Here is a 14,955-nt window from a genome sequence, read left to right as displayed (position 1 = left end):
AGAAATAAAACATGAGATTTAAATTCATTACATGGATCGGATGAATTAATAGCACGATTCTAAATCTGAAAACATGCAGAAACTCTCAAAAAATCATGATAATTAATTTAAAAATTATTCAATGACATCATGATTAAATATTAAATAGAGGTAAGTATTGATAGACATCACATTAAATACTCATAGATTACTAGCCACTCCAAACTCCGATCTCATTGTATCCACTACATAATCTACTTATTTCGGCTGCTAGCTATATAGTGGATGAATAACCCCACGTACTCCATTTCTCCAGACGTACGCCCCAGCGATCTGCACGCATGGACAGGATGAGATGTAACATCAGTGCATTACGCGATCGTGCATGCACTACGCCTGCCGCTGTGTAACGATATTTTGGCATGGTGGCACTTCTTTAAAAACGTCCTAGATATCGTCAGGCATTGCCAAGCAATAGCTTCATGAACTGACGCAATCCAAAGGCCGTAATTCACCGTGAGAGTACATCAATACAGCAATGCCTTCTCTACATCTCATTGCGCTTTATTGGATTCTATCAATGCAAATCCGCAATCAATGCATTGACACCCCGCAAGTTACCCCGCTGGTTCCAACTTAATGTATCCAGAACGGATGCAACGGATGTTACAAAAAGAAAGTCACAACCATTCATGTGTAAGATTTTGGAAGGAAAAAAAAGCCCCCGAATCGGGGGCATAGCGGGACATCAATTATGAAATAGAACAACTCCAACAATACGAAGCTCTTGCAATACGGGTCTCTTTCGCCACTAGTGGATCCGGCCTTGGGATTGACGGTTGCACAATATCACCATCAAGGCCGGATCAATGTATTAACAATAGCGGGGATGATGCACACACCTAAATGCGATCCTTGCATCACTTATCGGATATCTCATACGCACCACATCATCAAATGTATCTAGGTACGTTTGCAAACCCTATATCCACTAACGTTTCTTCTCTAGAAACTCATTGCGAACCTTAACGATACAAAGTTCCTCACTGGAAAGATGCGTCAGCGCACTATTGTCTTTACGATTGCCAGTGCCAATATCAACCACAGACACTTGACGGCTACCACGCTTCTTGAATGATGCTATCGCCAAATTAGTGTTCTTCAAAAAAGGCACAACGGTATCGTTGTCAGAACCACACAGCAGTGTTGGAGTACGTGGTGCCCAATTCAGCAGATCATTGCGTACTAGATCTACAAAGAATGGATTCTTCCGATTCTTTGGAAAGTCGCTATAGAATCCAGGTTGAAAATACTCTTTGATCTGATCAATCGCCGGCAAATCATCACCTAAGAAAAGATCAGTAGTATCTTTCTTGCCAGGGAACAATGCCTCAACCTGGTTAGCCCAAGGATCCTGGAAAACCTGACTAGGATCAGAGTAGATGTTTCGGTAAGTACGCTGCATCCCAACGATCGCATAAGTGCCTAAAATGATAGCGAAATTGTTTTCACCAACTTCGTTCCGGCCAGTCCAAGTGTCAAGAAACGTTTGACTGAGTGCGTAAGGACCAGAGATGGGCGCGCTGGCAACAAGGCTGAATTCATTTGACAGATGCGCTTCAATTTCACGCTGAGTCGCCATTGCAGTATGACCACCTTGCGAAAAGCCAGACAACATCAGCTTGTTCGATAATGGCGTATTCAAATGCTGTAATACAGTACGAGATGCACGTAAGGCATCAATCAGCGCAGAGGCTTCTGAATTCGCATGCAGATATGGATGATACGGGTAATTAGATCCACCCAATCCAAGATAATCGGTGCCGACAACCACGTAACCTTGGCTCGCTAAACGCGTGACCAACGGATCATCGCCCTTGGCAGAAATAATGCTCTTGGCCTGTTCAGAGCGGCGGAATGTCTGTCCATCACGGCCCCAACCAAGCACAGGATAAGGTCCTGGACACTGTGGCCCGTCTGGAACAAGCACTACCCCAGATGCCCTGGTCGCTTCACCAACCACACCAACCGTTGTATACGTCATTTCAACCACTCGAACGTTGCATTTGGGTTGCTCGGATGGCGGCTCATCAGTAAGCAGAGCAGCAATCTGACGCTGCGTATAGCTACCAATAATTTTTCTGTTAATCACCATCCCACGTGAAGGCCAAGCAGCTGCAACACAGGGGAACAGAGCACAGATAAAAATAAAGTAACTCAGGATAAGAAGCACCGGTTTTCGTTGAGAACCATACATCATTGTCAATCACCAATTTATATTGAATGGAAAGAAATAAAACATGAGATTTAAATTCATTACATGGATCGGATGAATTAATAGCACGATTCTAAATCTGAAAACATGCAGAAACTCTCAAAAAATCATGATAATTAATTTAAAAATTATTCAATGACATCATGATTAAATATTAAATAGAGGTAAGTATTGATAGACATCACATTAAATACTCATAGATTACTAGCCACTCCAAACTCCGATCTCATTGTATCCACTACATAATCTACTTATTTCGGCTGCTAGCTATATAGTGGATGAATAACCCCACGTACTCCATTTCTCCAGACGTACGCCCCAGCGATCTGCACGCATGGACAGGATGAGATGTAACATCAGTGCATTACGCGATCGTGCATGCACTACGCCTGCCGCTGTGTAACGATATTTTGGCATGGTGGCACTTCTTTAAAAACGTCCTAGATATCGTCAGGCATTGCCAAGCAATAGCTTCATGAACTGACGCAATCCAAAGGCCGTAATTCACCGTGAGAGTACATCAATACAGCAATGCCTTCTCTACATCTCATTGCGCTTTATTGGATTCTATCAATGCAAATCCGCAATCAATGCATTGACACCCCGCAAGTTACCCCGCTGGTTCCAACTTAATGTATCCAGAACGGATGCAACGGATGTTACAAAAAGAAAGTCACAACCATTCATGTGTAAGATTTTGGAAGGAAAAAAAAGCCCCCGAATCGGGGGCATAGCGGGACATCAATTATGAAATAGAACAACTCCAACAATACGAAGCTCTTGCAATACGGGTCTCTTTCGCCACTAGTGGATCCGGCCTTGGGATTGACGGTTGCACAATATCACCATCAAGGCCGGATCAATGTATTAACAATAGCGGGGATGATGCACACACCTAAATGCGATCCTTGCATCACTTATCGGATATCTCATACGCACCACATCATCAAATGTATCTAGGTACGTTTGCAAACCCTATATCCACTAACGTTTCTTCTCTAGAAACTCATTGCGAACCTTAACGATACAAAGTTCCTCACTGGAAAGATGCGTCAGCGCACTATTGTCTTTACGATTGCCAGTGCCAATATCAACCACAGACACTTGACGGCTACCACGCTTCTTGAATGATGCTATCGCCAAATTAGTGTTCTTCAAAAAAGGCACAACGGTATCGTTGTCAGAACCACACAGCAGTGTTGGAGTACGTGGTGCCCAATTCAGCAGATCATTGCGTACTAGATCTACAAAGAATGGATTCTTCCGATTCTTTGGAAAGTCGCTATAGAATCCAGGTTGAAAATACTCTTTGATCTGATCAATCGCCGGCAAATCATCACCTAAGAAAAGATCAGTAGTATCTTTCTTGCCAGGGAACAATGCCTCAACCTGGTTAGCCCAAGGATCCTGGAAAACCTGACTAGGATCAGAGTAGATGTTTCGGTAAGTACGCTGCATCCCAACGATCGCATAAGTGCCTAAAATGATAGCGAAATTGTTTTCACCAACTTCGTTCCGGCCAGTCCAAGTGTCAAGAAACGTTTGACTGAGTGCGTAAGGACCAGAGATGGGCGCGCTGGCAACAAGGCTGAATTCATTTGACAGATGCGCTTCAATTTCACGCTGAGTCGCCATTGCAGTATGACCACCTTGCGAAAAGCCAGACAACATCAGCTTGTTCGATAATGGCGTATTCAAATGCTGTAATACAGTACGAGATGCACGTAAGGCATCAATCAGCGCAGAGGCTTCTGAATTCGCATGCAGATATGGATGATACGGGTAATTAGATCCACCCAATCCAAGATAATCGGTGCTGACAACCACGTAACCTTGGCTCGCTAAACGCGTGACCAACGGATCATCGCCATTGGCAGAAATAATGCCTTAGCCTGTTCGGCACTACGTAACGTCTCTGTCGCACTGCCCCAACCAAGCACAGGATAAGGTCCTGGACACTGTGGCCCGTCTGGAACAAGCACTACCCCAGATGCCCTGGCCGGTTCACCAACCACACCAACCGTTGTATACGTCATTTCAACCACTCGAACGTTGCATTTGGGTTGCTCGGATGGCGGCTCATCAGTAAGCAGAGCAGCAATCTGACGCTGCGTATAGCTACCAATAATTTTTCTGTTAATCACCATCCCACGTGAAGGCCAAGCAGCTGCAACACAGGGGAACAGAGCACAGATAAAAATAAAGTAACTCAGGATAAGAAGCACCGGTTTTCGTTGAGAACCATACATCATTGTCAATCACCTCTTTATCTAACTTATTTTGAATGGAAAGAAATAAAACATGAGATTTAAATTCATTACATGCATCGGATGAATTAATAGCACGATTCCAAATCTGAAAACATGCAGAAACTCTCAAAAAATCATGATAATTAATTTAAAAATTATTCAATGACATCATGATTAAATATTAATATAGAGGTAAGTATTGATAGAAATCACATTAAATACTCATAGATTACTAGCCACTCCAAACTCCGATCTCATTGTATCCACTACATAATCTACTTATTTCGGCTGCTAGCTATATAGTGGATGAATAACCCCACGTACTCCATTTCTCCAGACGTACGCCCCAGCGATCTGCACGCATGGACAGGATGAGATGCAACATCAGTGCATTACGCGATCGTGCATGCACTACGCCTGCCGCTGTGTAACGATATTTTGGCATGGTGGCACTTCTTTAAAAACGTCCTAGATATCGTCAGGCATTGCCAAGCAATAGCTTCATGAACTGACGCGATCCAAAGGTCGTAATTCACCGTGAGAGCACATCAATACAGCAATGCCTTCTCTACATCTCATTGCGCTTTATTGGATTCTATCAATGCAAATCCGCAATCAATGCATTGACACCCCGCAAGTTACCCCGCTGGTTCCAACTTAATGTATCCAGAACGGATGCAACGGATGTTACAAAAAGAAAGTCACAACCATTCATGTGTAAGATTTTGGAAGGAAAAAAAAGCCCCCGAATCGGGGGCATAGCGGGACATCAATTATGAAATAGAACAACTCCAACAATACGAAGCTCTTGCAATACGGGTCTCTTTCGCCACTAGTGGATCCGGCCTTGGGATTGACGGTTGCACAATATCACCATCAAGGCCGGATCAATGTATTAACAATAGCGGGGATGATGCACACACCTAAATGCGATCCTTGCATCACTTATCGGATATCTCATACGCACCACATCATCAAATGTATCTAGGTACGTTTGCAAACCCTATATCCACTAACGTTTCTTCTCTAGAAACTCATTGCGAACCTTAACGATACAAAGTTCCTCACTGGAAAGATGCGTCAGCGCACTATTGTCTTTACGATTGCCAGTGCCAATATCAACCACAGACACTTGACGGCTACCACGCTTCTTGAATGATGCTATCGCCAAATTAGTGTTCTTCAAAAAAGGCACAACGGTATCGTTGTCAGAACCACACAGCAGTGTTGGAGTACGTGGTGCCCAATTCAGCAGATCATTGCGTACTAGATCTACAAAGAATGGATTCTTCCGATTCTTTGGAAAGTCGCTATAGAATCCAGGTTGAAAATACTCTTTGATCTGATCAATCGCCGGCAAATCATCACCTAAGAAAAGATCAGTAGTATCTTTCTTGCCAGGGAACAATGCCTCAACCTGGTTAGCCCAAGGATCCTGGAAAACCTGACTAGGATCAGAGTAGATGTTTCGGTAAGTACGCTGCATCCCAACGATCGCATAAGTGCCTAAAATGATAGCGAAATTGTTTTCACCAACTTCGTTCCGGCCAGTCCAAGTGTCAAGAAACGTTTGACTGAGTGCGTAAGGACCAGAGATGGGCGCGCTGGCAACAAGGCTGAATTCATTTGACAGATGCGCTTCAATTTCACGCTGAGTCGCCATTGCAGTATGACCACCTTGCGAAAAGCCAGACAACATCAGCTTGTTCGATAATGGCGTATTCAAATGCTGTAATACAGTACGAGATGCACGTAAGGCATCAATCAGCGCAGAGGCTTCTGAATTCGCATGCAGATATGGATGATACGGGTAATTAGATCCACCCAATCCAAGATAATCGGTGCCGACAACCACGTAACCTTGGCTCGCTAAACGCGTGACCAACGGATCATCGCCCTTGGCAGAAATAATGCTCTTGGCCTGTTCAGAGCGGCGGAATGTCTGTCCATCACGGCCCCAACCAAGCACAGGATAAGGTCCTGGACACTGTGGCCCGTCTGGAACAAGCACTACCCCAGATGCCCTGGTCGCTTCACCAACCACACCAACCGTTGTATACGTCATTTCAACCACTCGAACGTTGCATTTGGGTTGCTCGGATGGCGGCTCATCAGTAAGCAGAGCAGCAATCTGACGCTGCGTATAGCTACCAATAATTTTTCTGTTAATCACCATCCCACGTGAAGGCCAAGCAGCTGCAACACAGGGGAACAGAGCACAGATAAAAATAAAGTAACTCAGGATAAGAAGCACCGGTTTTCGTTGAGAACCATACATCATTGTCAATCACCAATTTATATTGAATGGAAAGAAATAAAACATGAGATTTAAATTCATTACATGGATCGGATGAATTAATAGCACGATTCTAAATCTGAAAACATGCAGAAACTCTCAAAAAATCATGATAATTAATTTAAAAATTATTCAATGACATCATGATTAAATATTAATATAGAGGTAAGTATTGATAGAAATCACATTAAATACTCATAGATTACTAGCCACTCCAAACTCCGATCTCATTGTATCCACTACATAATCTACTTATTTCGGCTGCTAGCTATATAGTGGATGAATAACCCCACGTACTCCATTTCTCCAGACGTACGCCCCAGCGATCTGCACGCATGGACAGGATGAGATGCAACATCAGTGCATTACGCGATCGTGCATGCACTACGCCTGCCGCTGTGTAACGATATTTTGGCATGGTGGCACTTCTTTAAAAACGTCCTAGATATCGTCAGGCATTGCCAAGCAATAGCTTCATGAACTGACGCGATCCAAAGGTCGTAATTCACCGTGAGAGCACATCAATACAGCAATGCCTTCTCTACATCTCATTGCGCTTTATTGGATTCTATCAATGCAAATCCGCAATCAATGCATTGACACCCCGCAAATTACCCCGCTGGTTCCAACTTAATGTATCCAGATTAGCCAGCCTCAAATGCGGCAGACGCTCCAACAACACGGTCAATGCGCATTCCAACTCAACCAATGCAAGTCGATATCCAAGGCAATGATGAACGCCTGCGCCGAATGACTGGAGGCGTCCTTGCTTGCGTGTGATTTCCAAATGGTCCGGATCCGTGAATTGCGCCGGATCACGGTTAGCAGCACCAAGCATCAAAAACACAATCGTGCCACGAGGCACTACATCACCTTCAATACTCACATCATCCATCGCCGCGCGTATCGTGAACTGTACTGATCCGTCGTAACGTAAACATTCCAATACCGCTTGCGGCATCAGCGACAAATCACTCTTGAGTCGTGCAAGCTGCTTCGGATGACGATGCAACGCAATCAATGCATTGCCAATCATGTTGGATGTGGTCTCGTAGCCACCCAATAACAACAAAATCACATTGGACACGATTTCATCATGCGTCAGTTTCTGGCCCTCCTCCTCAGCACGCAGCAACATGGAAATCAAGTCAGTTCCATGCTGCGCGCGGCGCAGCTCAATCAACCTTGTGAAGTAATGCGCTAGTTCTTCGTAGGCAGCACTTGCGTGCACCAATTCATCGGGCGACATCGGCGCAGGGTCAAATACCTTGGCAAGGTTGCTCACCGCCACACTTAGACTGATAGCGTCGCTGATATCCACATCCATCATCCTGCAAATGATCCGCATGGGAAGTGGAAAGGAAAATTCAGTAACAAGATCGACCGATGATTTCTGCTCAAAATCATCAATCAATCGGTGCGCCGTATCGATCGCAAGAGGGCGCATTGATTCACTCTCACGTCCAGTGAATGCTTGCATTACCAAGCCGCGCAGATGCGTATGCACGGGCGGGTTGAGCATCAGAAACATTCTGTTGAATCCCTGGAACAATGGCATATCAAGCGCATCATCTCCGTACCGTACTCGGATACTCTCCATGTAGCTTTTTCCCATGTTCCGGTTGTGGAGTAGTCCATCAACGATGCTGTAGCGTCCCGTCATCAATGCATTCGGTCCGATGCTCACAAAGGGTCCCTGCCTGCGCAGAGTTTCATACAGTGGATAGGGGTTTTCTAAGAACGCAGGGCTGGATAGGTCGGCGAGTTTCACGAGATGGTGCGGGGGAAGGAGGGACCTGCATTATGACGTTCCAATGAGAGCGTGGATGTCGTGTCATGCATGATTCAAACTGAAACAATTTTTGAACGCGATTTATCAAACATCAGTCACATTTAAATCGGATTAATATCGCGATATTTCACAACTCTGCGGTGCTGTGGCTCCAATCAACAAGGCAGTTGTATGGATTTTGCAAATCGAAAATATTCTTCTCCCGCAACACGTCTAAAGAACTGTGTTGCTCATTGATCCTAGTCAAACTTAACCAAACGTTCGAGTGAACACGCATATGATTTTTTCTGGTGATTGCTCTTTTCAGAAGACGCTAAAACCGCAGTCACCCACCTTGAGCGTTAGCGCCGCAACACAATGCCAGTAAATAACGCAGCAACCAGCCTCTTGTACTCAAGAGCAACAAAACTCTTTAATCTTGCTGCAATAGGTGTATCACTAAGCAAAACAGCAACACCAACAGCATTGAGTGCGGTACCAGGCGACACTCAACGTTGCTAAAAGCAACGAACGTATCCTCTGGGACAGAGAGATCAGTGATACGTGCAATAGATAACAGGCATCAGGCGGATGCATAACGCACCGCACTACCAATCCAGCGCGCAATCACTTGATCAGCTAACTGTGGCGATTCGTCAAGCAACATGTTCGCCAACGAATACACGCGGGGCAGCAGATGGGCATCGCGGGCAAGGTCAGCAACACGAAACGCTGCAAGACCTGTTTGACGTGTCCCCAACAATTCGCCGGGACCACGTAATTCCAGATCTTTTTCAGCAATCGCAAAACCATCGTTCGTCTGGCGCATGATTTGCAGACGCTGACGCGCCAGCATCGACAGTGGGGGCTGATACAACAGAACGCAACTTGACACAACAGAACCACGTCCGACCCGACCACGTAACTGATGGAGTTGCGCTAAACCCAAACGCTCAGCATTTTCGATAATCATGAGCGACGCATTGGGGACATCGACACCCACCTCAATCACCGTGGTAGCAACTAAGACATCAATTTCGTTGCATTTGAACGCACGCATTGTCCGCTGTTTTTCCGCTGCCTTCATGCGCCCATGCACGAGTCCGACACGGACACCAGGCAATTGTGCAGACAGTGCTTCATAGGTGGCCTGTGCCGCCTGTACCTCGCTGCGATGCCCAATATCGTTACTGCTGGGGGGTGCCTGTTCTGCTTCCGTTTGGCTTTCGTCGATCAGCGTACACACCCAATAAACCTGGCGCCCCTGAGCACAAGCCAGACGGATACGTTCCACCAATTCCGGGCGACGCTCAGCACTCAATACATTCGTTTGCACCGGGGTACGGCCAGGCGGCATTTCGTCAATCACCGAAACATCCAAATCAGCATACGCAGCCATCGCTAAGGTGCGTGGAATCGGTGTAGCGGTCATCACTAACTGATGCGGCACAATGCCATCAGTAGCCCCTTTGTCACGAAGCAACAAGCGCTGATGGACGCCAAAACGGTGCTGTTCATCGACAATGGTCAGTGCCAAGTCATGAAACACCACAGACTCTTGCATCAGGGCATGTGTACCGACGACCACCTGCGCATCACCAGAGGCCACATCATTCAGCGCTTGGAGACGGGCCTTGCCGGTCACCTTGGCAGCCAACCAATACACACGCACGCCCAATGGCTCCAGCCAGTCACGCAGGTTGATAAAGTGTTGCTCGGCCAGTAACGCTGTCGGTGCCGCCAGAGCCACCTGCTTGTTTTGCTCAACAGCAAGTAATGCGGCCAATGCTGCAACCACGGTCTTACCGCTGCCAACATCACCCTGCACAAGACGCAGCATTGGGACCGGCTTGGCCACATCAGCAGCAATCTGGGCGAATACCCGTTGCTGCGCAGCAGTGAGGTGAAACGGCAGTGCGTGCAACAAAGAGGCCACCAAAGCCGCTCCATCAGGCAATGCGGGGGCGGAATGACGTTGCAATGCAATGCGCTGGCGACGCAGGCTGAGTTGGTGGGAAAGCAATTCTTCCAACGACAAGCGCTGCTGCGCGGGGTGAGTGCCCACCATCAATCGGGCAATATCCGCATCCAGCGGGGGCCGGTGCATGATAAGTAGGGCTGTACGCAGCGTTGGCAGGCCAAGGTCACTCAACCAAACGTCTGGCAAGAGTTCTAAGGCTGCATCCGTAGGTAAATGTTCCAACGCTTCGCGGATGAGCTGACGCACGATGGCAGGCCCCACGCCATCAATCACCGGATACACAGGGTCCAAGCAGTCATTGAGGCTGACAGCTTCACCAGGGGCAAGAATGCGGTAGCTGGGATGGACAATCTCCCAACCATATTGGCCAAGTTTGGGTACGCCATACGCACGCACCCGTGTGCCGACAGTAAACCGTGCAATCTGTGCGGCGCGAAAATGGAAAAAACGCATCGTCAGTATGTGATGTGCGTCGTCGGACAACACCACGCGTAATAGCGGCCGGTAACGGAAACTACGCTCCACCGCTTCCACTCGGGCCTCAATCTGAACCGCAACCCCATCCTGAAGCTCGGCAATCGGGGTTAGCCGGGTACGGTCCTCATAACGTAATGGGAGCAGTAGCCACAAATCCTGCAAGGTGAAGATGCCACGTGCAGCGCATTTTCCAGCTAATACCGGCCCAACCCGCGGCAGCACCGACAATGGGGCATTGCCAGCTACGTTCAAGTCGATGGCATGCGAACGTGCACGCGGCATAGCAGGGATCAGTCAATCACCATCACTGCATCCACCTCGAAATCCGCGCCCTTGGGTAAACCGGAGACCTGAATGGTGGAGCGTGCTGGGAAGGGGGCCTGAAAGTATTCCTGCATCACCGCATTGACCACAGAAAATTGCTCCAAGTCAGTCAGGTAAAGCCCTAAACGGACGATTTTGGAGAGGGAGCCGTTAGCAGTCTCAGCAACTGCTCTGAGGTTATCGAATGCACGACGGGCTTGGACCGCGAGGTCGCCAGCGACAATGGTACCGGTGGCTGGATCCAATGGAATCTGGCCTGAAAAATACACGGTGTTGCCAACACGCACGGCCTGAGAATACGGGCCGATCGCAGCCGGCGCTTTTTCGGTATGGATGATCTGGAAGGACATTTGAATGTGGAGTCGATGGAAAATAAAAGTGCATTGTATCGGTGCCCGCTCAAGAGCCAGCAATCTCAGCATCTAGGTACGAATCACAAGTCAGTGGTATCAATGCTCCAGTTGCAGAAGAAAGCCAGTGGAGAAAGAGTGCATGAGGTGCAGGTCTCATCTACTAATACCTTAGTCAAAACGCTGGTATCAAGGACGGAAGCTATTGACGATATACGCTCTGTACTGCAGGCAAGCGGCGTAACCGGCGCATCACTTCGGCTAGGTGACGGCGGTCACGCACCTGGATACTGAAGCGCAGTAGGGCTGCATTAAAGTCGCGCTCCAGGTAGTCAACATGTTCAATATTGGAATGGCTCTGCGCGATCGCCGCAGCTAATTGGGCCAGTACGCCAGTGCGATTCTCAGCTTCGACGAGTAACGAGGCATCGTAATCACCAGAAACGTTTAAATCCCAATCGATCGGCACCCAACGCTCAGGTGATTTACGCAATTCATTCAGGTTTGGACAATCCAGGCGATGGACAACAATCCCCTTTCCAGTGGTGTGGTAGCCCATCACATCATCACCAGGAATTGGTTGACAACAGTTTGCAAAGCTGATGACGCCACGCTCGCTACCATTGATCAAAATTTTCTCGCGTGAGTGCTCAATCGGCGTGTTGCCAAGCAATTCCGTGTAAGTCAGCAATGCTTGTGCAGTCTGATTAGGCATCCAGTTACCCAAGGCGATGTCAGCAAGCAAGGCCTCTAAGCGCTGAAAGTGATGTTCAGCCAGGAAGGCATCCAGTCGGCCCTTTGGCAGACGTTCCAACGAGCTGTCCATGGCTTCCAACGCACGATCAAGCATTCGGTGACCCAGTTGTACGGCATCCTCGTGTTGAAGCTGTTTGAGTTGATGGCGGATTGCAGTACGTGCCTTGCTGCTGACTACGAATTCCAACCATTGCGGTTTGGGTAAGGCAGAGCGTGCCGTGATGATTTCCACAGTTTGTCCACTAGAGAGTTTGGTACGCAGTGGCATCAGCTGTTTATCCACCCGAGAGGTCACGGCATGATTGCCAATATCGGTATGTACCGCATAAGCGAAATCAAGAGCAGTGGAATTTTTTGGCAAAGCAAAGATCTTGCCCTTGGGCGTGAATAAATAGATCTCATCTGGAAATAGATCAACCTTGAAGTTATCCAAGAATTCCATTGAGGAAATCGCGGTGCGCTGTGATTCGAGCAATTCGGCAATCCAGGCATGAACGCGGCTCTGCGCGCTATTCGGCGAATCGCTGCCACACTTGTAGGCCCAGTGTGCGGCAATGCCGCGTTCAGCAATCATATCCATCTCTTCGGTACGAATCTGCACTTCGATCGGGGAGCCGTATGGGCCAAATAGAACAGTATGCAGCGACTGGTAGCCATTTGTTTTGGGAATCGCGATGAAATCCCGGAACCGTCCATCTAAAGGTTTTAAAGTGCCATGCACGATACCCAATGCGTGGTAACAATCAGCAACGCTCTTAACAACCAATCGAAATCCGAAGACATCCATCACTTGGTCGAAAGATTTGTTATCGTCGTGCATCTTGTTGTAGATGCTCCACGGAGTCTTGATCCGACTCACTACACGGTGCTGCACTCCCTCTTGTATCAAGCGCCCGGACAACTGCAATTCAACGCGTTCCATCGCCTCACGGCGCACCACGGGTTGGTTGAGAATATGTTTCTCAATGATGGCGTGGCGCCACGGATGCAATGCACGAAATCCAAGGTTTTGAAGCTCGGATTTCATCAGTGCCATGCCAAGACGCTGAGCAATCGGCGCGTAAATCTCCAGCGTCTCACGTGCAATGCGGCTACGCGCCTCAATACTCTGCGCGCCAAGGGTGCGCATATTGTGCAAGCGATCAGCCAATTTGATCATGATCACACGCAAATCACGCGACATCGCTAACAGCATTTTACGGAAGCTCTCAGCGGCTGCTTCCTGACGATTCCGGAACTTCAGTTTGTCTAACTTAGTGACACCATCCACCAAATCCGCAACGGTCTCGCCAAACTCGGCAGCGAGTATTTCACGGGTCACTGAGGTGTCCTCAATGGTGTCGTGAAGGATCGCCGCAATTAATGTCTCTACATCCATACCTAAGTCGGCCAATACACAAGCCACAGCCACAGGATGGGTGATATACGGCTCACCAGATTTACGTGTCTGCCCAGCATGCGCAGCCATACCCATCACCCAGGCGCGACGCAGCGCCATCAATTGCTCATGTGTTAAATGAGCAGCCATGCGCTCCAGCTGCAAGAAGTAATCAGGTAACTTCGTATCAGCCAACGGGAGTGCGGCGTGATCTGTCTGGATCAAGGAAACATGGGTCATATTCGGAAGACTATGCCACCCTATGAGCAACAGCAAATAGCATCTAATGCGACAGGCCGCGACGATAAAGCCTATCCAGGTTCACAATCATAGAGATGCGCGGATCACTTCACAGTTCATGGTTCCCCGCATCAGGAGGGAGGATCGTTTAATCGAAAGAGAATATCAATCGTGTGCATAGATAATGCACATTTCAAATGTTTTTTCGTCACCATTTCGAATAATGAGCTATCGCCTGGATCAGGCGGAACGGTACTCAATTAAGAGATGGTGTTTTTTATGCATCACATTTGCAATGGCATCGTTCGCTGCGCATCGGGTCAAAAGGAATCAGAACTTCTGAGCTAAATTTATATCAATCATCGTGTGTGTAAGAATCACTCAAGCGTACTCATTACCCTCAAGCAGCAATATTCTGCAATCAATGGAAGATAGCGGTGCTCTTCATGACTCCGGATCACCCTATGAATGTATTGCGTAATCGACCCGGAAGACCGTGAGGACACCGTATGGAAGCACTCTTCAAGGAGTTATCAGCACGTAAACACTAGTGTAACTGGACACTGGCATCAATCATATTGAAGCCAGTATTGCGATACGGATCGCGATTCAAATGGAAAAAATCAAGTTGTAATCCCGGCATAGCTTTACCAGAAACCCATGTTGCTATTGCCGAGAAAACGCATCAAGCACCTGTAGATGATGACTGTATGAGCGCTTAATTGATGAGGTAATGCATTCGTTGCAATCAAAGGCGATTTGATAATTGAGGTATTGCATTTTCATGCCTGCTACACATGTACAAGTAAGCGAAGCCAACACAAGATTGCTACTAAGACACTTGTCATCACAGGTCACGATTCAAGGGAAATAGTTGAT

The 14,955-nt window shown here is 47.5% G+C and carries 7 protein-coding genes and 1 pseudogene; all 8 read right to left on the bottom strand.

What is annotated here, in order from left to right:
• Nucleotides 1-970: 970 nt before the first annotated feature.
• The 8 genes and pseudogenes from F7G16_RS03465 to F7G16_RS03430 all read right to left on the bottom strand — a co-directional run bounded on the left by F7G16_RS03465 (nt 971) and on the right by F7G16_RS03430 (nt 14,076).
• Nucleotides 971-2,236, bottom strand: coding sequence for a lipase family protein (locus F7G16_RS03465; protein ID WP_425527304.1), 1,266 nt, complete (start codon nt 2,234-2,236; stop codon nt 971-973).
• A gap of 1,002 nt (nt 2,237-3,238) precedes the next feature.
• Nucleotides 3,239-4,506, bottom strand: a pseudogene (locus F7G16_RS03460) (lipase family protein).
• Nucleotides 4,507-5,515: 1,009 nt separating this feature from the next.
• A complete protein-coding gene (locus F7G16_RS03455; protein ID WP_425527304.1) occupies nt 5,516-6,781 on the bottom strand; it encodes a lipase family protein in 1,266 nt (421 codons plus the stop codon).
• Nucleotides 6,782-7,370: 589 nt separating this feature from the next.
• A complete protein-coding gene (locus F7G16_RS03450) occupies nt 7,371-8,570 on the bottom strand; it encodes a cytochrome P450 (protein WP_011098220.1) in 1,200 nt (399 codons plus the stop codon).
• Nucleotides 8,571-8,932: 362 nt separating this feature from the next.
• On the bottom strand, nt 8,933-9,079 hold the full coding sequence (locus F7G16_RS03445; RefSeq protein ID WP_012338047.1) for a hypothetical protein: 147 nt from the start codon (nt 9,077-9,079) through the stop codon (nt 8,933-8,935).
• Nucleotides 9,080-9,153: 74 nt separating this feature from the next.
• Complete coding sequence (gene recG, locus F7G16_RS03440; RefSeq protein ID WP_004089924.1) at nt 9,154-11,310, bottom strand: ATP-dependent DNA helicase RecG; 2,157 nt, start codon at nt 11,308-11,310, stop codon at nt 9,154-9,156.
• Nucleotides 11,311-11,318: 8 nt separating this feature from the next.
• The gene (locus F7G16_RS03435) at nt 11,319-11,702 is read right to left on the bottom strand and encodes a RidA family protein (RefSeq protein ID WP_004089926.1); all 384 of its coding nucleotides are present in this window, start codon (nt 11,700-11,702) and stop codon (nt 11,319-11,321) included.
• Nucleotides 11,703-11,904: 202 nt separating this feature from the next.
• Entirely contained in the window at nt 11,905-14,076 is a 2,172-nt protein-coding gene (locus F7G16_RS03430; RefSeq protein WP_004089929.1) for a RelA/SpoT family protein, read from the bottom strand.
• Nucleotides 14,077-14,955 lie beyond the last annotated feature (879 nt).

The organism is Xylella fastidiosa (assembly GCF_011801475.1).
Taxonomy (GTDB): Bacteria; Pseudomonadota; Gammaproteobacteria; order Xanthomonadales; family Xanthomonadaceae; genus Xylella; species Xylella fastidiosa.
The sequence above is the reverse complement of the archived record's forward strand: the minus strand, read 5'-3'. Positions and strand labels throughout refer to the sequence as shown.

What these genes read in the sequence shown, in the direction of transcription:
- recG (WP_004089924.1), bottom strand. Translation starts at nt 11,310, where the DNA reads ATGCCGCGTGCACGTTCGCATGCCATCGACTTGAACGTAGCTGGCAAT.
- F7G16_RS03430 (WP_004089929.1), bottom strand. Translation starts at nt 14,076, where the DNA reads ATGACCCATGTTTCCTTGATCCAGACAGATCACGCCGCACTCCCGTTG.
- F7G16_RS03435 (WP_004089926.1), bottom strand. Translation starts at nt 11,702, where the DNA reads ATGTCCTTCCAGATCATCCATACCGAAAAAGCGCCGGCTGCGATCGGC.
- F7G16_RS03465 (WP_425527304.1), bottom strand. Translation starts at nt 2,236, where the DNA reads ATGTATGGTTCTCAACGAAAACCGGTGCTTCTTATCCTGAGTTACTTT.
- F7G16_RS03455 (WP_425527304.1), bottom strand. Translation starts at nt 6,781, where the DNA reads ATGTATGGTTCTCAACGAAAACCGGTGCTTCTTATCCTGAGTTACTTT.